The 17,729-nt window shown below is 71.9% G+C and carries 13 protein-coding genes and 4 pseudogenes; 15 read left to right on the top strand and 2 right to left on the bottom strand.

The features are described from left to right. Positions 1-348: 348 nt before the first annotated feature. Genes ACIP67_RS35510 through ACIP67_RS35520 form a run of 3 tightly spaced genes read left to right on the top strand, consistent with a single transcriptional unit; the run spans position 349 to position 5,691 of the window. On the top strand, positions 349-954 hold the full coding sequence (locus ACIP67_RS35510) for a hypothetical protein (RefSeq protein ID WP_401697441.1): 606 nt from the start codon (positions 349-351) through the stop codon (positions 952-954). A gap of 49 nt (positions 955-1,003) precedes the next feature. Then, entirely contained in the window at positions 1,004-1,909 is a 906-nt protein-coding gene (locus ACIP67_RS35515; protein ID WP_401697443.1) for a hypothetical protein, read from the top strand. After that, complete coding sequence (locus tag ACIP67_RS35520) at positions 1,906-5,691, top strand: CHAT domain-containing protein (protein ID WP_401697444.1); 3,786 nt, start codon at positions 1,906-1,908, stop codon at positions 5,689-5,691. The genes ACIP67_RS35515 and ACIP67_RS35520 overlap by 4 nt, the downstream gene beginning before the upstream one ends. A 501-nt stretch (positions 5,692-6,192) precedes the next feature. Here ACIP67_RS35520 and ACIP67_RS35525 read toward each other — a convergent pair. Then, on the bottom strand, positions 6,193-7,626 hold the full coding sequence (locus tag ACIP67_RS35525) for an MFS transporter (protein ID WP_401697446.1): 1,434 nt from the start codon (positions 7,624-7,626) through the stop codon (positions 6,193-6,195). A gap of 60 nt (positions 7,627-7,686) precedes the next feature. On the opposite strand from ACIP67_RS35525, the gene ACIP67_RS35530 reads away from it, so the two are divergent. The 12 genes and pseudogenes from ACIP67_RS35530 (at position 7,687) to ACIP67_RS35585 (ending at position 16,555) form a co-directional block, all read left to right on the top strand. After that, entirely contained in the window at positions 7,687-8,502 is an 816-nt protein-coding gene (locus ACIP67_RS35530; RefSeq protein WP_401697447.1) for an ArsR/SmtB family transcription factor, read from the top strand. A gap of 236 nt (positions 8,503-8,738) precedes the next feature. Beyond that, positions 8,739-8,828 (top strand): annotated as a pseudogene (locus ACIP67_RS35535) (LysR family transcriptional regulator); the annotation flags it as partial. Between the two features lie 148 nt (positions 8,829-8,976). Then, positions 8,977-9,639, top strand: coding sequence for a LysR family transcriptional regulator substrate-binding protein (locus ACIP67_RS35540; protein WP_401697448.1), 663 nt, complete (start codon positions 8,977-8,979; stop codon positions 9,637-9,639). A gap of 297 nt (positions 9,640-9,936) precedes the next feature. Next, positions 9,937-10,122, top strand: a pseudogene (locus ACIP67_RS35545) (transposase); the annotation flags it as partial. A gap of 352 nt (positions 10,123-10,474) precedes the next feature. Then, positions 10,475-10,705, top strand: a pseudogene (locus tag ACIP67_RS35550) (MFS transporter); the annotation flags it as partial. A 94-nt stretch (positions 10,706-10,799) separates the two neighbouring features. Then, positions 10,800-11,708 carry an MFS transporter gene (locus ACIP67_RS35555; RefSeq protein ID WP_401697653.1) on the top strand — a complete coding sequence of 303 codons (909 nt, stop codon included), beginning with the start codon at positions 10,800-10,802 and terminating at the stop codon, positions 11,706-11,708. Further along, on the top strand, positions 11,705-12,361 hold the full coding sequence (locus ACIP67_RS35560; RefSeq protein WP_401697654.1) for a bifunctional 4-hydroxy-2-oxoglutarate aldolase/2-dehydro-3-deoxy-phosphogluconate aldolase: 657 nt from the start codon (positions 11,705-11,707) through the stop codon (positions 12,359-12,361). Before ACIP67_RS35555 ends, ACIP67_RS35560 begins: the two co-directional genes overlap by 4 nt. Further along, complete coding sequence (locus ACIP67_RS35565; RefSeq protein ID WP_401697449.1) at positions 12,358-13,323, top strand: C-terminal binding protein; 966 nt, start codon at positions 12,358-12,360, stop codon at positions 13,321-13,323. Before ACIP67_RS35560 ends, ACIP67_RS35565 begins: the two co-directional genes overlap by 4 nt. 111 nt (positions 13,324-13,434) lie before the next feature. After that, positions 13,435-14,085 (top strand): RraA family protein, encoded by a 651-nt coding sequence (locus tag ACIP67_RS35570; RefSeq protein ID WP_401697450.1) that lies wholly within the window; start codon positions 13,435-13,437, stop codon positions 14,083-14,085. 4 nt (positions 14,086-14,089) lie between these two features. Continuing rightward, positions 14,090-15,094 (top strand): annotated as a pseudogene (locus tag ACIP67_RS35575) (sugar kinase). Continuing rightward, a complete protein-coding gene (locus ACIP67_RS35580; RefSeq protein WP_401697451.1) occupies positions 15,091-16,245 on the top strand; it encodes an L-dopachrome tautomerase-related protein in 1,155 nt (384 codons plus the stop codon). Before ACIP67_RS35575 ends, ACIP67_RS35580 begins: the two are co-directional and overlap by 4 nt. A 10-nt stretch (positions 16,246-16,255) precedes the next feature. Continuing rightward, positions 16,256-16,555 carry a DUF6207 family protein gene (locus ACIP67_RS35585; protein ID WP_401697453.1) on the top strand — a complete coding sequence of 100 codons (300 nt, stop codon included), beginning with the start codon at positions 16,256-16,258 and terminating at the stop codon, positions 16,553-16,555. A gap of 257 nt (positions 16,556-16,812) precedes the next feature. On the opposite strand, the gene ACIP67_RS35590 is transcribed toward ACIP67_RS35585, so the two are convergent. After that, complete coding sequence (locus ACIP67_RS35590) at positions 16,813-17,673, bottom strand: pirin family protein (protein ID WP_401697656.1); 861 nt, start codon at positions 17,671-17,673, stop codon at positions 16,813-16,815. Between the last annotated feature and the right edge of the window lie 56 nt (positions 17,674-17,729).

Here is a 17,729-nt window from a genome sequence, read left to right on the forward strand (position 1 = left end):
AACGGCTCGGCTACCTCAGCCCGATCGAGTACGAGGAGAAGCACTACGCCAGCCGGGCAGCGGCCGAACAAGTGAACCTGAAACCACGTCAATCCACCCTGACCTGCTAGTCAGCCACTCCCGCGCAGCGGGGGAACCTCACCGGGCGCGTAAGCAGTTGGGAAAGCGGCTCCTCCGCGCGACCATGCGGTGGCAGATCCCGCGGCGCGCAAGCGCTGAATCCGCCCGAGCGCGCGCTGTCAGAATGCTTCCGTGCGCCTCCGCAGGCGCCGGTACACGATTTGCCGGGCGGGGGACGGGGCATGGTTCACGCTGATGTGTGCGGGGGCACTGGCTGGGGGCGGGGCTTTGACGGAATTCAGCGATACTGCATCCGTTCCGTGGAGCGCCGGACCCCGGACGCTGCTGCGCGAGTTCGCAACGTCGCAGCTGGTGGTGGCGGAGCCAGGCGCCGGGATGGAGATCCTGGCTGAGGCTGCTGATGACGGCTTCGTGGTGCTGAGTGAGCGCGGCATCGGGCCGGTCGGGCTGGTACGGACGGTGGACTTCACCGGTGGAGCGAGCGTGCCTGCCGGCGTGCTGGTGACGGCACCCAACACGCTGTTCGGGGCGCTGATGCACCCCGGGACGATGAGTCTGCTCGACCTCGATGACGACCCGGTGGGGATCGTACTGGCAGGCCCGTCGGGTGTGCCCGAGGCGGTAGTCCCGCAGGAGGCCATCGACCTGTTTCTGGCCACCTCCCCGCCCGGTGCCCGTCGCGTCCTGGGGCCCGGCGGAGAGGCAGGTGACAACCGGTTCCCGGCGCTGCCGGGTTCACCTCCACTGCTGTACCGGGTGCGCTGCCGTGAGCCGGGCTGCGGCCGCTTCGTCGAACTGCCGGAGTACAACCGGCTCGCTCCTCCGCAGTGTGCTGGGGACGGTGTGCCCCCGCACGTCGTGCGGCTGCGCTGACGCCCGTACTGCACTGCTTCGCATCCGTTGCGCTCCGGGAGGCCGGTCGATGCTTCCACTGCCCGCGGTGCCGGTGGATCGCCGGTTCCTGCTCACTGCCGTGTTGCCGACGCTGACGTTGAGTGGGGGCCTGCTGCTGTTGTGGGGTTACGCGCACGGCCTGGCGGACACGCTCGCCGGTTGGGGGAGGTTGGATGCCGGCACACGCTGGCTGCGCTGTGCCGGGTTCGCTGTCGCGGTTGGTTTGCTGTCGCTGCTGACGTCGGCCGTGCAGCCCCGGCTGCTGGCGCTGTTCTCGGGTGAGTGGCCCACTCGGGTGGGCCGGGCGCTGGCCGGATGGCGTGGCGGTGCCCACCGTGCGCGGCTGCGGGAGCTGGCCGTGCAGGCCGGGTCGGGATCGGCTGACCATGTGGGGCGTGTGCGGCGGGCGCTGCGTGAGGTGTATCCCTCTCCTGCGTTGCCCGATGAGGTGCTGCCGACCCGTCTGGGCAATGTGCTGCGGCACGCAGAGCAGTACCCGCGGCGGCAGTACGGGATGGACCCGGTGGTGGTGTGGCCGCGTCTGCAGCCGTTGGTGGCCGAGCCGTCACTGGTCAGTCTCGCGGCGGCCCGCACCAACTTGGTGCTGCTGATCACCCTCAGCTCGGCCGGGGCGGTGTTCGCGGTGGCGTCGGCCGTGGTGCTGCTGGGGTGGGGTGGACCGGTGCGTTCTCTGACCGTATGTCTGCTGGCGGGGTTGGGGGTTGCTGTTTTGGCGCAGCGTGCGGCGGTGTCCGCGGCCGCGCACTACAGCCTGCATCTCAAGGTGGCTTTCGACCTGTACCGGCACACGCTGCTGCAGCAGCTCGGTCTGGAGCCTCCGGACGCCCTGGACGCGGAGATCGCGCTGTGGGAACGGCTTGTCCGGTTCTGGGACGCCGGGATTCCTTACGACCTGCCCGAGGAGGCCCCATGACGCTGAATGCGCCGTGGGCGTTGGCGCTGTCGGTACTGGCGGCGGTTCTCACAGTCCGGTTCCACTGGGGACGGGTCGGGCTCGCCGTGGACGAACGGGCCCTGACGCGGGTGGAGCTGGTCAGCCATGCTGCCGGGGCGTTCATCGGGACGGCGGCAGGCGGGATCGCGGGGGCCTGGGTGCTGAGGGTGCCGCTCGGGGCCGTCGTGGGCTGGGGGAGCACGGGTGTGGCGGTCCTTGCCGCTACCGGGGTGTTGGTCGGCTCCGTGCTTTCGCCGGGCCTGGGTCTGGGGGCCATGCTCGTGTACGGGGTGTGGCATCCCGTTCCACAGCTGACTGGCTGGTGGGCGGTACCGCTGGTGGTGGGCGCTGCGGTGGGCGTGGCGTGGCGGGCGGCGGCACGACGGTGGCGCGGGGCCGGGGCCGGTGACGACGTCGGGCTGCCGCCGCCGTCGGTCGGGGACCGGGTGGCTCGGGCCGTGTTCCTGCTCGCGGCCACGGGTCCGGTGGCTGTGGCGGTTCTCGTGCCGCTGTCGGGGGCGGACGCTGTGGACCAGGCATTGCGGCTGGTGGGGGCGGCTCTGATCTCCGCCCAGCTGTGGGCTTACGACCGTCCCGTCGGTACGTTGACGCGTCCGGCTCGCCGTCAGGCGTATGTCGTCGTCGCCATGGTGGCTGCGGGTGCTGTCGGGCTGGCGGCTTCATCGGCCGGTGCGGCTGCGATCGGGGCGTGGCGGTCTGTGCCGGGGCCCGGCGGGCTTGCTGGGGGACTCCTGCTCGTGGCGGTGGACCTGGCTTGTGTCCGGGTGATCATGGCCGCGGGGCGGAGGGGGCACCCGTCTGCGGGGTTGCGGGTGGGCACCGCGGTGGCCGCGTTGCTGCGCGGCGCGCCGCTGCAGTACGGCCTGGCTGTGTTCGCTGCAGTGGCGCTGTTCCACCCGGCGCCGGATCTCCTGCCCGGTGCGCTGCTGCTGGTGGTGGTAGAGGCGTGGGAGCTGCGAGCACGCGGTCTGCATCGCGACAAGATGGTGTTCACGGCCCTGGACACGCTCGCCCTCGACTTCAGCGGGCGTGATGCGCAGGCAGCGCTGCGCGGCTGGGTACACGACGGCTTCCTGCACCGCCGCGGGCACGGCGACTACACACTGGTCGCGGCGTTGGCCGTCCGCGCCGTCCAGATCGCCCGGGGAACGCGTGTGCTGCGTCCGCCGTCGGCGCCTGCCTGGCCCAAGCACGCGGTGCAGTTACTCGCCACCGCCGAACAGCTGCTGGACATGATCGACCGGGAAGTGATGTCGGGTCTCGGCCCGGAGGACGCGGTACGGCTGCGACGCACCCAGGCGTTGGCGCGGGCTTACTGCGCGGTCGCCCGGGCGAACCTGCTGATCATCCTCAACGAACGGGACAAGGCCGTTGCCGCCTGGCACCAGGCAGCCTCCCTGCAGGAGGAGGCCGGTGCCCCGAACTCGGCTGCTGGTACCTGTGCCATGACGGCTCTCCTACTGACCGGGCGGCTGGAGCAGTACCAGCAGGCTCTGGACGTACTCCAGGAGCCGCTGGAGCGCGACGACCTCGACCCTCTGGTACGCCGTCACCTGCTGATAGCCCAGGGGGTCGCCTTCTTCGGCGCAGGCGACTTGGAGCGGGCCGCACAGTCGTCAGAAGCTGCCAAGGCCCTGCGTGACGCGCCCGGTGCCGGCCGTGCGCTTCGCCGGGAGGTTCTGCCCGGCACGCGGCCTGACAACGAGGTCGCCATCCTGCAGGAGATGTTCCAGCAGTCGGAGACGCTGCTGGAGCGAGCGATCGAGGGGCAGCAGTCTGGAGCTGTCCCGGCGGGCGCCGAAGCGGTCGCGGCCTCCTATCGAGGCGTTCATCCTCTGTTCGCGGTGCCCGCCATGCGCTTGACGCTCAGCGCGGACAGCCTCCTCGCCAGGGGCAGGCCGGCCGCAGCCCGGCGGATGGCCCAGCGGGCCTTGCGGCGAGCTGAGCGGGATGGCCACCTCACCTGGGTGCACCAAGCCCGCCTCCGGCTCGCGATGCTCAGCGACAGCCCCGGAGCCGCCTATGCGGAGCTCCTCCCGGCTATCGCTGCTCTCGAGGAGATGCGCAGCCGGGTGCTGGATCCGGGCCTCCGGGTCGGTGCTCTGGACGGTGAGGACGCGTACCACGCCGCGATGCTGCTTCTGGCACAGCGTCTCGAAGGTGCCGAGGGGCACGCGGCGTGGCCGCTGCACCCCGCTGTTGAGGCGTTCGACCTGGCGGAGCGTGTCCGCTCACGCGTGTTCTTGGAGCTGCTCGGCAGCAGGGCCGCCGTCGCGCCGCCACCCGGGCTCGAGGACTTGGTCGCCGCCCAGCAGAAGGCCGAGGACGAGTACCAGGAAACCGTGCTCGAAGGTCGCGCCGGTCGGGTAGACCCCGGCAACCGGATCCGCCGTGCGCACGGCGCGCTGGAACGTGCCTGGCAGGCCGTCGCCGCCGCCGGACCAGCCGGCGTGGAGTACGCGCAGCTGCGCCGGGGCATACCGCTGCCCTACAGCGAGATCCAGGCGCTGCTGGACAGCGAACCGGGGGTGGTGCTCGCCCAGTGGTGTCTCACCCCGTCGGCCGCTCTTCTCTTCGTCAGCAGAGCGCATCGGCGCGAGCCGGATATCTTCACCGTCGATCTGACACGCCAGGACGTCCGCGACGCCGTCAACGCCTGGCGGGCGGATCCCGCCTCACCAAGTGCTGCCCCCCTGAGGCAGCTCGTGGCCCCCCTCGCCTCCGCAAGCGCCGAGGGTGAGCTGCTGTGGCTGGTGCCCCACGACGCGCTGCACCTGATTCCGCTCCAGGCTTTGGAGGTCGGCGGTCGCCCGCTCGTCGAACGCAACCCGGTCTGTGCCACACCCAGCGCCTCAGTCCTTCGGTACTGCCGCAACAAGGGGACCGGGCAGCTGCACACTGCCGTGGTACTGGCCGACTCCCGTGCCGACCGGCCCATCGCGCACGCGCGGGCGCAGGCGCAGGCGATCGCCGATCTCTTCGCTCCGCACGCCGAGGTGCGTGTAGGCGAGGACGCCACAGCGGAGGTCCTGCGGACACGAGCCTCGGCAACATCAGTGGACCTCTGGCACATCGCATGTCACGGCGAGCTCGACGCGTCCCGGCCGATGCGGTCGGGAGTGCTGCTGGCTCCCACGAGCGACAACGACGGGCGGCTGACGGCCGCAGACCTGTTCCAACTGCTGCTGAGGACCGAGCTCGTGACGCTGAGCGTATGCGACACCGCGCTGTCCACGCGACTCACCGGAGACGAACTCATCGGGCTCACCCGCGCACTGATCCACGCTGGCGCGCCATCCGTGCTGGTCAGCCTATGGTCCGCTGACGAGATCTCCACCAGCGTCCTGATGCAGGCGTTCTACCGGGCCTTGCCCGACGGCAAGGCTGCCGCACTGCGGCACGCCCAGCGGACTGTCCGGGCGCTGACCGTCGCCGAAGCGATCGCGCACTGCGAAGAGCTACTGCGACGACTGCCTCCTGCCAGGCCCTCCGCCCGGACGATCGCCCGCGACATCGCCGACCTGCAGTATCTCGCCCGGGACTTCGCAGCAGCTGCAGCCGGGTACGAAGCGCTGGCCGACATGTGCCCGCCGGAGGGCGAGGAGCACGGGGAGCTACAGGCCATGGTGACCCGCTGCCGACGGGCCCAGCGGACCGGTCTCGCAGTCGACTACGCGTTGCGGCCCTACGAACACCCTCACTACTGGGCTGCGTTCACGCTGGTGGGTGACTGGAACTGACGGGCCCCATCCGCGCTCGGGGCACTGACCGGGCTCGGGAGACAAGTCCTCGGGTCAGCGCACTGGTCGGCGCCCAGCACTCGGACCATGTCTTCCAGGAGGTCGGCTAAGGCGGCGGCCGCGACCGGATCTCCCGCCTCCCCCCGCCAGGAGGCGAGGTCGCCGGCGGCGTTGAGGGTGTCGGGGTGGTCGGCGCCCAGAACGCGCGGCCGGTACATCGCACGCTGCCACTGGGCGCGTCGGTGCGCACGGCGTGACCGGGCGGACGGAGCACGCGGCCCGTCTCTCCGGGCACGGGCTCAGTCAGAGTCGTAGCCGTGAACAAGCAGCGGGACGTTTCGTACGCCGCCATGTGTTTCCCCCGAATGTCGTCCGCACCATGGCGCAGGGAACAGAGCGCAACCTCGTCGTTCCCCCACCTCGAACGGATGGACCTCGCTGACTGCGTGTCATTTTCGGCGCGCGGGTTGCCATGGTGCCGGTACTCCTTGTTCCAGAAGGTCAGGCAGCGGTGCGCGCCTTTGCATGCCGCCAGGAGGACAGGGCGAGCAGCGCTGCGGCGAAGAACGCCGCCGAGGCGATGAGCGCCGAGATGTGCAGGCCGGAGACCAGGTCCCGGCCCGCGATGAGGGAGGCGAAGAGGGCGACACCGAGCGAGTTGCCGATCTGGCGTGCCACGTTGAACACCGCTGACGCCACACCGGCATTCTCGGGGGGAGCGGCCTGCACGACGGCGGCGGTGGCCGCCGGGACCGTGCCAGGGGTGGCGAGGCCGGTCGCGATGAGGGCGGGCAGCAGCATCCAGTACGGGGTGTCAGGACCAGCGAGCAGCCAGCCGACGAACCCGACGGCACCGAGCAGGAGAGCCACGGTCATCGGGACGTACGGGCCGTAGCGGGCGGTCAGTCGGCCGGACAGCGGCGCCGCGACGACGGCCATGCACACCGTGGGGAGCAGGGCCAGACCGGCGCCCAGGGCGTCGTAGCCGCGCTCGTTCTGCAGATAGAGCGTGGACAGGTAGAGCATGCCGTAGTAGCCGAGGTTGAGCAGGACGCCCACCGCGGCGGTGGAGGAGAAGCCCGGTGAGCGGAAGAGCGACAGGGGCAGCAGCGGCGGCTTCTCCGCGTTCCCGCGGGCCTCCGTCCGCCGCTCGGCCAGGACGAACAGGACGAGCGCGACCACGCCGAGGGCTCCGGCGCCCAGCACCACCGGCGAGGTCCAGCCCTGGGTGCCGGCCTCGTTGAGCATGCCGGCCGGCGCCAGCACGGCGACGATGCCCAGGACCTGGCCGAGGGGATCCAGGCCGCGTGCGCCCGCCCGGCCGGCGGGTGCGGGAACGTTCTTGCGGGTGAGCCGGACGCCCAGCAGGGCGACGGGAACGTTGAGCCAGAAGGCGGCGCGCCAGTTCAGGCCCGCCACCAGCAGACCGCCCACGAGGGGCCCCGCCGCGAACGCGACGCCGGAGATGCCGGCCCAGACGCCGAGGGCCTTGGCCCGCACGGCCGGGGCCGGGTAGGCCGCGGTCAACAGGGCCAGGGAGGTGGGGACCAGCAGGGCACCGCCGGCCCCCTGGGCGAGGCGCGAGGCGATGAGGGCCGCCGGCGTGGTGGCCAGGGCGCAGCCGACCGAGGCGACAGCGAAGAATCCGAGGCCGGTGAGGAACACCTTCCGGTGCCCGAGCCGGTCGCCGAATCCGCCGCCCATCAGCAGCAGACCGCCGAAGACGGCGCTGTAGCCGTCGACGACCCAGGCCATCTCGGAGGCCCCGGCGTGGACCGAGTCACGGATGACGGGGACGGCGACAGTGACGACGGTGACGTCCAGCATCACCAGGAAGTAGCCCAGGCTGAGGGCGATGAGCGGGGGCCACGAGAGTCGCTCGGTCGCGGGGGGCGGTGCCTCGTTCGCCGCTGCCGTTCCGGTCGTTGTCCTCATGCGGCAGATCCTCACCCTGCAACGGTTAGCTGCTCATCAAAGTGTGCTTGTATGGCGGACATGGACACAGGCGCAGACCGAGCCGAAGGCCGAGCCACGAACCAAGCCACGAACCAAGCCACGGACAAGACCGAGCCGGAGCTGGCGCGCGCCGCGCGCCTGCTGGCCAGCGCCTCCAGAGCCCGCATGCTCAAGGCTCTGTCCGACGGCCGACCGCTGGCGGTCACGGTCCTGGCGGCCGAGGCCGGCGTCAGCGTGCCGACGGCGAGCGTGCACCTCACGCAGCTGGCCGAGGCCGGGCTCGTGCGGGCCGAACACTCGGGACGGCACCGCTACTTCCGCCTGGCCGGTCCCGACGTCGCCGCCGCACTCGAGGCGCTGGCCGTCATCGCGCCGCCCGATCCCACCCCGGTGACCACCTTGCGCGCTCACAGCAGGCACGACGCGCTGCGGCGGTCGCGCACCTGTTACGACCACCTCGCGGGGTCTCTGGGCGTGGCGCTCATGGGCGCCTTCCTCGGCCAGGGGCTGCTGCGGCAGGAGAAGAGCGACTCCGCGTCCGGTTCCCGCCCCGACCAGCCGGCCTCCTTCGGCAGGCAGGCGACGTATCACCTGACGCCCCGAGGGACCGAGCGGTTCACCAGGTTCGGCATCGACGTGGACGAGCTGGTCCAGGGGCGGCGCCCGGTGGTGCGCTACTGCGTCGACTGGAGCGAGCGGCGCCACCATCTCGCCGGTGCGCTGGGAGCCGCGGTGGCCGCCCGGTTCTTCGACCTGGACTGGCTGCGGTACGGCGTCTCGCCGCGCGTGGTCCATCTCACCGACGCCGGCCGGGGCGGGGTGCGGGACGCCTTCGCGATCGAGATCGCCGGCTGAGTCCGGCGCGGCCGGGGTGCCGGGCGCGGAACCCTGTCCTGCGGCGGCCGGCGCACAGTGCACCCGGTGGCGACGCCGTCACAGGACGGTTTCCTATGGTGTCGCCCAGGTGGCCGAAAATCGGCGTTCCGGTCAATGGCGTGCGCCCCGCCCCGGCGTGACCGCGTCGAGATGAGGTGGCCGCAGTGCTCAAGAGCGACGTCCGGCTGGAATGGTTCGTCTCGTTCCTCGCCGTGGTGGACACGGGCAGCTTCGGCGCCGCCGCCGAGGCGACACACCGTTCGCAGCCCCGAGTGAGCATGCACGTCGCCGCGCTGGAGCGGGAGGCGGGGATCGCGCTGTTCGACCGGAGAAAGCGTCCGGTCGCACTGACCGACGCGGGCAGGGCGCTCGCCGAGCACGCCCGCCGCATCCTGGGCGAACTCCATGCGGCGGAGGAGGCCATGGCCGCCCGGCGCGGCAACCGCGCGGGGCGTGGTGACGCTCGGCAGCTACCCCAGTCCCAGCGCGGCCTTCGTCCCCCGCGTGCTCGCCGCGCTCGCCCGGACCGACCCCGACATCCAGGTCATCCTCTCGGACCACTCGATCCCGGTGCTGGACGAGGCGTTCACCGCGGGGAAGATCGACGTCTGCCTGCGTCCCCTCACCCCGCCACCCGTCTCCCAGTCCCTGCGGCACCGCGTGCTGTGGCGTGAGCCGCTGGTGATCGTGCATCCGTTGGGCCATCCGCTCGCCGCGCTCGCCGACCCGCTGCCGGCGGCCGCCGTCGCCGAGTACCCGGTGATCACCATCGGCCGCGCGGAGGACATGGCGTTCGAGTGGTACAAGCTCTTCCGCGACCGCGGACAGGACCTCCAGCCCGTGCACACCACCAACCAGCCCCAGACGGTCATCGGGCTGGTCCGGGAGAACCTGGGCGTCGGCATCGTGAACGCCCTGGCCGCGAACGTCTCGGACACCACGGGTGTCGCGGTGCGCCGGCTGGAGGGCGACTGCGGCCGCAAGGTCGCCGCCTTCTGGGACACCTCCCGCGCCCTGACCCCCGCCGCACGCACCCTCTTCCGTCTCCTGGGCTCCACCACGATCCCGGACGGGACCGAGCCCCCGCCGGCCCAGGACACGGCCGACACCCCCTGAGCCGCCCCCCGTTACCATTTTCATGGCTCCACGATGGGGCCTCCGACTTCGGGTCCGGCATGACTTCCCCCCTTGTCGTTCATGATCCGGGGGGTGGTGTCACCGGCTCCGCAAGGATCGACGGACCCTTGCCGACGTCCAGGCCGAGGCAGACGTCGATGTCGCCGGTGTCGATCACGTGCAGGCTCCTCCATCACGCTTTCGTCCGGCCTTGCCAGGGCACCGAGCCGCCACAGGCTGATGAGGGGCTTGAGCACCGGCTTCACCCGAGCCGGACGAGCTCTCCGTGACGTGGAGCTGACGATGCGGCGGATCGCCGACCTCTGCCCGGGTGAGGCGAAGACCGACGCGAGGGACGCGTTCATCATCGCCGACGCGGCCCGCGCGACGCCCCACACGCTCCGGGCGATCGACGGCGAGGACGAGACGATCGCCGAGCTGGAGATGATCGTCGGCTTCGACGACGACCTGGCCGACGAGGCCCCCGGGGGGGCCACGAACACCGCCCTGCCGGTCGCGCACCCTCCCCGCGCTTCATCAGCAATGCGAATACAGCCATTCGAAACCCGTGCTCAACGCGGGTGACACGCGCACATAGCCTCTTGTCGCAGACGGCCCGAGCCGCTTCCGGGCCGTCCGGCGAAGGACGTCCCCCACCGGCCGAACGGCCGCTTCACCCCATTCACCGTCGTCCCGCCGCCGGTCCGCCCGGCCGTAACGTCCTGGAGTCCACACGCCTTCCACTACGGAGAGTAACGATCTGCATGCTCGTAGAGGTGACCTGACGCCGTCCGGGGGGAGGGCGTTCCGGGGCACCCGCTGGGGAATCATCTCCGTGGTCTTCGCCGGCACCGCCATCAACTACATCGACCGCGCCAACCTCAGCATCGCGCTGCCCTACATGTCGGACGACCTCCACCTGTCGAGCACCGCGTCCGGCGTCCTGCTCGGCGCGTTCTCGCTGACCTATGCGCTGATGCAGTTCCCGGCCGGATGGCTGGTGGACAAGGTGGGACCGCGCAGGCTCTACGGCTACGCGCTGATCGTCTGGTCGGTCATCACCATGCTGGTCGGCGCCGCCACCGGGCTGCTCGTCCTGGTCCTGCTGCGCATGCTGCTGGGCGTCGGGCGAGTCCCCCGCCTACCCGTCCAGTGCGAAGATCGTCTCCCGGTGGTTCCCGCAGAAGGAACGCGGGCTGGCCTCCTCCCTCTTCGACAGCGGGGCCCGCATGGGCAGTGCCGTCTCCCTGCCGCTGATCACGGGGGTCATCGCCCTGCTCGGCTGGCGTGGCGCGTTCGTCGCCGCCGGTGTCGTGGGTGCGCTCTTCGGAGTGTTCTGGCTGCGGTTCGACCGCGACCCCGAGGACCACCCCAAGCTGTCCGCGGAAGAACGCGCCTACATCCAGGCCGACACACCGGCCGACGGCCGGGACGAGCGCGAAGCCCTGCCCTGGCGCGCCCTGTTCGCGCACCGCGCCACCTGGGGCATGATGCTCGGCTTCTTCTGCCTCTCCTTCGTCCTGTACTTCTTCATCACCTGGTTCCCGTCCTACCTGGTCGACGAGCGTGGCTTCGACCTGCTCAAGCTCGGCTTCTTCGGCATGATCCCGGCGCTGTGCGCCATGCCCGCCCAGTGGCTCGGCGGACTCCTCCAGGGCCGTCTGATCGCCCGCGGCCGCAGCGTCTCCTTCGCCCGCAAGGTCCCTCTGGTCAGCGGTCTGCTGGTGGCCTCGGTGATCGTGTTCGCCGGTTCCGCCCCCAACGCGGCCACCGCCCTGATCCTGCTCACCGTCTCCTACTCCGCGCTGACCTTCGCCGCCTCCAGTCTGTGGGCCCTGCCCTCCGACGTGGCGCCCGCCCCGGGCAACGTGGCCTCGCTCGCCGGCATCCAGGGCTTCGGATCCAACTTCGCGGGCTTCCTCAGCCCGATCGTCGTCGGCGCCCTGCTCGACGCGGGCGGAGGCTCGTACGCGGTGCCGCTGACGGTCGCCGGTGTCGTGTCGATCGCGGGCGCCCTCGTCTACGGCCTGGTCATCGGACGCATCGAGCCGCTGGGGAGCGCCAAGTGACCTTCCTCGACGCGCTGACGGACGCGGGCTGCGTGGCGGTGCTGCGCAGCCGGTCCGCCGCCGACGCCGTGACCACCGCTCACGCCCTCGTCGAGGCGGGGATCCGGGCCGTGGAACTCACGTTCTCCGTACCTGACGTCCTCACCGCCGTGGACCGGCTGCGCACCGAGCCGCCCGACGACGTCCTGGTCGGCCTCGGCAGCGTGACCCGGCCCGCCCAGGTCGAGGAGGCGGTGGCCGCGGGTGCCGGTTTCCTGGTCAGCCCGGGGACCACGCCCGAGCTGGGCCGGGCGCTGGCCGACGGTGGCGTGCCCTTCCTGGCGGGGGCGCTGACCCCGGGCGAGGTCATGGCGGCCGCCGCCTACGGACCCGCCGCCGTCAAGCTGTTCCCCGCCTCGGCCTTCGGTCCCGGCTATCTGAAGGCTCTGCGGGGCCCCTTCCCCGGCCTTCCGTTCGTGCCCACCGGGGGCATCGGCCCCGACAACGCCGCCGACTGGATCCGGGCCGGGGCTCCGGCCGTCGGCGCAGGCGGCTCGCTCGCCCCGGCCGACGCCGAGCCCGCCGCTCTCGACCGGGCCCGGGAAACGGCCGCCGCACTGCTGGCCCGGATACGCACCGCACGTACCACCACCCCCACAGGAGCCACCCCGTGAAGGTCGTCATCACCGATTCCGAGTACCCCGACTTCGACATCGAGCGCGCGGTCCTCGAAGAGGCCGGACTGACCGTCGTCCGCGCGCAGGTCCGCAGCCCCGAGGAGGTCACCGAGGCCGCGCGGGGAGCCGACGCGCTCATCGTCCAGTGGGCCACCGTCACCGACGAGGTGTACGAGGCCGCACCCTCCGTGGGCCTGGTCTCCCGCTACGGCGTCGGCGTCGACAACTTCGACGTCGCGGGCGCCGAGAAGCGCGGCATCTGGATCGCCAACGTCCCCGACTACGGCACCCAGGACGTCGCCGCACACGCCTTCGCCGGCGTCATGGCGGGCGCCCGCCACCTCAAGCAGTACGACACGCTCAGCGCCCAGGGCACCTGGGACTACCTGGCCACCGGCTCCGTCCGTCGGCTGTCGTCGCTGACCATCGGCATCCTGGGGCTGGGCCGCATCGGCCGCACCCTGGCCGCCGGGGCGGCACCCTGGTTCGGCACGGTCGTCGCCTACGACCCGGCGCTGTCCGACGAGGCGTGGCCGTCCGGCGTCGAGCGCGTCGGCCTGGACGAGTTGTTCGAGCGGTCCGACATCCTCTCCCTGCACCTGCCGCTCGACGACGGCACCCGGCACATCGCCGACACCCGCCGCCTCGGACTGATGCCCCGCGGCGCGATCCTGGTCAACACCGCACGCGGCGGCCTCGTGGACGAACGGGCACTGCACGCCGCTCTGGAGAGCGGGCACCTCGCGCTCGCCGCGATCGACACCTGGACCGACGAACCGGTGCCCGCCGGCCACCCGCTCGTCGGCCACCCCAAGGTCATCGCCACCCCGCACGCCGCCTGGTGCTCCCAGGAGGCCGAGGAGGAGGTACGGCGCCGCGCCGCCCTCAACGTCGCCACCTGGGTCCGCACCGGCCTGCCGGACCACCCGGTGGTCACCGGTACCCGCACCGCCGCCTGACCGGCGGTCTCCGGCACGGCCCGGCCACGGGCCGCGCCACCCCGTAACCCCCCTGTCCCACCCACACCCCACGCCCCGAGCGAACCTCGGGGCCGGACCGAAGGAGCCCCCATGCCCGCGACCTACCCGCAGCACGTCCTCGACGCCTTCCGCGCCATCACCACCGCCTCCGTCGCCGACGCCGTCGAACAGGTGGGCCTGCGCGGCTACCTCGACGGCGCCATCAAGCCGGTCGTCCCCGGAAAGATCGTCGGTCCCGCGGTCACCGTCCGCGAAGTGCCCGCCGAGGACGCCGAGGCCCCGGTGCACGCGTTGCGTGCCATCGACGAGTCCGAGGCGGGCAGCGTCATCTGCATCGCGGCCGACGGCGCCGACGTCGCCGTCTGGGGTGGTCTGATGACCGCGGGCGCCGTCGCCCACCAGCACGCCGGCGCCGTCCTCGACGCGGGAGTGCGCGACGTCGAGGAGATCAAGCGCGACTTCGGCTTCCCGGTCCAGGCCCGCAGCGCGGTGCCCGCCACCACCCTCGGCCGGATCAAGACCCTCTCCCTCAACGAACCCGTGGTCATGGGCGGTGTGACCGTCGAGCCCGGCGACCTGATCGTCGCCGACAGCGACGGCGTCGTCCGCGTCCCCGCCCGCCACGTCGACGAGGTGCTGCGCATCGCGACCGACATCGAGGAACGCGAGAAGGAGCAGACCAAGCTCATCCTCCAGGCCGGTTCGCTGCGCGAAGGCCTGGCGAAGTACAACCGGATCTGAGGCCATGACCGACACCCCCACCAACCCCGAGACGCGGTCCGCCCCCGCCGCCGACATCCTCGCCCTGGGCGAGCCGATGCTCGAGTTCAACGCCGACGCCGACGGAGCGTTGGAGAACGCCGAGTCCTTCGCGGTCGGGTACGGCGGCGACACCTCCAACTTCCTCGTCGCCGCCGCCCGTTCCGGCGCCCGCACCGGCTATGTGAGCAGAATCGGCGACGACGCCTTCGGCACCGTGCTCACCCGGCTGTGAGAACGCGAGGACGTGGACACCGCTCACGTCGTCCGCGAACCGGACGGCCGTACGGGCCTCTACTTCATCGCCCGCGGCCCGGCCGGACACGGCTTCACCTACTACCGGGCCGGCTCCCCCGCGAGCCGGCTCAGCCCCGCCGACGTGCCCGGACACGCTGTCGCACAGGCCCGGTTGCTGCACGTCACCGGCATCACCCAGGCCATCAGCACCACTGCCTGTGACGCCGCCTTCCACGCCATGGCCGTCGCCCGCGCCCACGGCACCCTCATCACCTACGACCCGAACCACCGCCCCGCGCTCTGGCCCCAGGACCGGGCCCGCGCGGTCATCCTGCGCAGCCTGGAACTGTGCGACATCGCCCTGCCCGACATCGACGAGGGCCGGATGCTGACGGGCGAAGAGAGCCCGGAGGCGGTGCTGCGGGCGCTCGGTGCCCGAGGCCCCCAGGTGATCGTGCTGAAACTGGGGGAGCAGGGTGCGCTGGTCGCCGACCACGGCGACATCACCCACGTCCCGGCCCACCCGGTCACCCCCGTGGACGCCTCGGGCGCGGGCGACACCTTCGACGGGGCCTTCGCCGCCCGTCTGGTCGAGGGCGCCTCGCCGCTGGAGGCCGCCCGGTACGCGGCCGTCGCCGCGGCCCTGACCACCACGGGACACGGCGCCGTCCGGCCGATCCCGGCCCAGCAGGAGGTGCTCCGCCGGATGAGCACCGCGACCTCCGAACACCATGACGGAAAGGCAAGCGCATGAGGCGCCGCACGTTCCTCACCGCCACCACGGTCACCGCGGCCTCCGTGACGGTCGCCGGTCTCGTCGCACCGGCGTACGCCACGGCAGGTCGGGCCACCGGGTACGAGGTCGTCGCCCGCTTCCGGGCGGCGATGCCCACCGGCGTCACCGTCTCCCGCCACGGCCGCATCTTCGTCAACTTCCCCCGCTGGGGTGACGACGTGCCCTTCACCGTGGCCGAGCTGCGCGACGGGAAGGCCGTGGCCTATCCGGACGCCGAGGTGAACCGGGAGGACGCGGCCGACCTGGCCGGGCACTTCCAGTCCGTGCAGAGCGTCGTCGTCGACCCCCTCGACCGGCTGTGGATCCTCGACACCGGCAGCCCGCTGTTCGCCGCCTCCTCCTACGGCGGTCCGAAACTGGTCGCGGTCGATCTGCGCACGAACCGGATCGTCCGCACCATCCTGTTCCCGTCCGACGTGGTGCCGTCCGACAGTTACCCCAACGACGTCCGCTTCGATCTGCGGCGCGGTGCCGCGGGAACGGCGTTCATCACCGACTCCGGCGGCGGCAACGGCATCATCGTCGTCGACCTGGCCACGGGCCGCTCGTGGCGCCGCCTGGCCGGCCACCCCTCCACGCTGCCCGACGAGGACTTCCTGCCGGTCATCGACGGCGAACCCTTCATGAACCGTCCGGCGGGGGCCGCGCCCACGTACTACGAGGTGGGCTCGGACGGTATCGCCATCGACGCCGACGGCGAACGGCTCCACTACTGCCCGCTGTCCAGCCGTCGCCTGCACAGCGTGGCCCTCGACGCGCTCGCCGACCCGGACGCCTCCGACGCGGATGTCGCCGCGACCGTTGTCGACCTGGGCTCCAAGCCCATGGCGGACGGCCTGGAGAGCGACGACAAGGGCCGGATCTACGGCGGCGACCTGGAACACGACGCCTTGTGGCGTCGCAACCCGGACGGCACCTACGACACCCTCGCCCAAGGGCCGGACCTGGTCTGGATCGACACCCTCTCCGTGGCCGCCGACGGTCACCTGTACGCCATCGCCAACCAGCTCAACCGCCAGGCGGACTACCACGAGGGCCGGGATCTGCGCCGCAAGCCCCACCTGCTGGTCCGCGTACCGATCGACGCGGGGCCGGTACGGCTCCGTTGATCCGGCGGCGGTGACGGCGGCCTTCGCCCTCCAGGAGCTGCTCGCCGCGCGCATCGCGCCGGCGGACCGTACGCCCCGGAAGCCCGGCGAGCCCTGCGTACGGCTGCGGTTCCTCCGGGACCGTCACCAGCCGACCGCAGGTTCGCGCCGGGTGCCGGCTCCTCCCGCGCCGCACAACGACCGGGGGCGTGACCCTGACCGGGCATCCTGGGCGATCGGCGGCGCGTGCCGTCTCATTCGCCGGGGCAGGTGCGTGAGGCCACACCGAGCCCAGCCGATCCGTGGTCAGCAACCGTCCCCCGATGGCTGAACAAGAAGCCCGCTACGAGCGATGGAGCTGCGACGACAGCACCCGACTCACACCTGACGAAACGTCAGCAAAGTCAGCATCAGGTCAGCGAAAGGATGCCCGCAGCCGCCTGCATACAGCCACACTTCGGAATGCCGACCACCGGCGCCGGGCATACCGGGCGGTCGGCCGGCAGCCCTGCGGGCGCCTCGGGCCAGGCGGCTCGGTATCTCGGGAACCCACCGCTCACCCACCGGCGATATCGACGTCCGCGCAGGTCAACGCCGGTTCCCCCGGGGTTTCAACGGTACCGTCGGGAGCTCGGGGGCAGGCAGCGGATCCCCGTCGTACCCCTGCACCTCACCGAACCGGGGGCCGCCGAGCTCTGCCATCCAGTCCTGGCGCGCCTGCGCGATCTCCTCCGTCGACCGGGCGATGAAGTTCCACCACATGACGATCTCCTCCTCGAACGGAGGGCCGCCCAGCAGGACGGCGCGGGCCGTGTCGTCGGACTCGTTCGTCAGGGTGAGGTGGGCGGCGCCGGGCTCCAGGTAGCCGAGTTCCGCGGGCCGCAGCGATGTGTCGGCGAAGCGGACCGCCCCGGTGTCGACCAGGAGGCCGTGCTCGAAGGCGGGGTCGACGGGCAGGGTGACCGTGGCGCCCGGCCGCAGGAGGATCTCCGCGCCGAGGAGGGGCGTGAAGGTCCGTACGGGGGAGGTCGTCCCGGCGAGGGTGCCGAGGAAGACGCGGATCTCGGCGCCGTCCAGCCGTACCGGCTCGGGGGCGTGGTGCTGGAAGTCGCGCGCGGTGGCGCGGTGCGCGTCGGGGAGGGCCACCCAGAGCTGGACGCCGTGCAGGACGGTGGTGCCCGGGGTGGAGACCTCGGTGTGGCTGATGCCGTGGCCGCCGGTCATGAGGTTGAGCTCGCCGGGGCGGACGAAGGCGTGGCTGCCGAGGCTGTCGCGGTGTTCGATCTCACCGCTGAACAGCCAGCTCACGGTCTGGAGTCCGGTGTGCGGGTGCGGCGCGACGTCCATGCCGCCGGTGTCGGCGACGTCGTCGGGTCCGTAGTGGTCGGCGAAGCACCAGGCGCCGATCAGGGAACGGGTACGCTGCGGCAGCGTCCGCCGTACGGTCATGGCCCGTGGGCCGCCCAGCGGCACGTCCCGCGGGGTGAGTACCTCGACCTTGCTCA

The organism is Streptomyces sp. NPDC088812 (genome assembly GCF_044750285.1).
Lineage (GTDB): Bacteria > Actinomycetota > Actinomycetes > Streptomycetales > Streptomycetaceae > Streptomyces.

Excerpts from the sequence above, each read along its gene's own strand:
- ACIP67_RS35515 (WP_401697443.1), top strand. The coding sequence starts at position 1,004 with ATGCTTCCACTGCCCGCGGTGCCGGTGGATCGCCGGTTCCTGCTCACT.
- ACIP67_RS35520 (WP_401697444.1), top strand. The coding sequence starts at position 1,906 with ATGACGCTGAATGCGCCGTGGGCGTTGGCGCTGTCGGTACTGGCGGCG.
- ACIP67_RS35525 (WP_401697446.1), bottom strand. The coding sequence starts at position 7,626 with ATGAGGACAACGACCGGAACGGCAGCGGCGAACGAGGCACCGCCCCCC.
- ACIP67_RS35530 (WP_401697447.1), top strand. The coding sequence starts at position 7,687 with ATGGACACAGGCGCAGACCGAGCCGAAGGCCGAGCCACGAACCAAGCC.
- ACIP67_RS35570 (WP_401697450.1), top strand. The coding sequence starts at position 13,435 with ATGCCCGCGACCTACCCGCAGCACGTCCTCGACGCCTTCCGCGCCATC.
- ACIP67_RS35580 (WP_401697451.1), top strand. The coding sequence starts at position 15,091 with ATGAGGCGCCGCACGTTCCTCACCGCCACCACGGTCACCGCGGCCTCC.
- ACIP67_RS35590 (WP_401697656.1), bottom strand. The coding sequence starts at position 17,673 with ATGACCGTACGGCGGACGCTGCCGCAGCGTACCCGTTCCCTGATCGGC.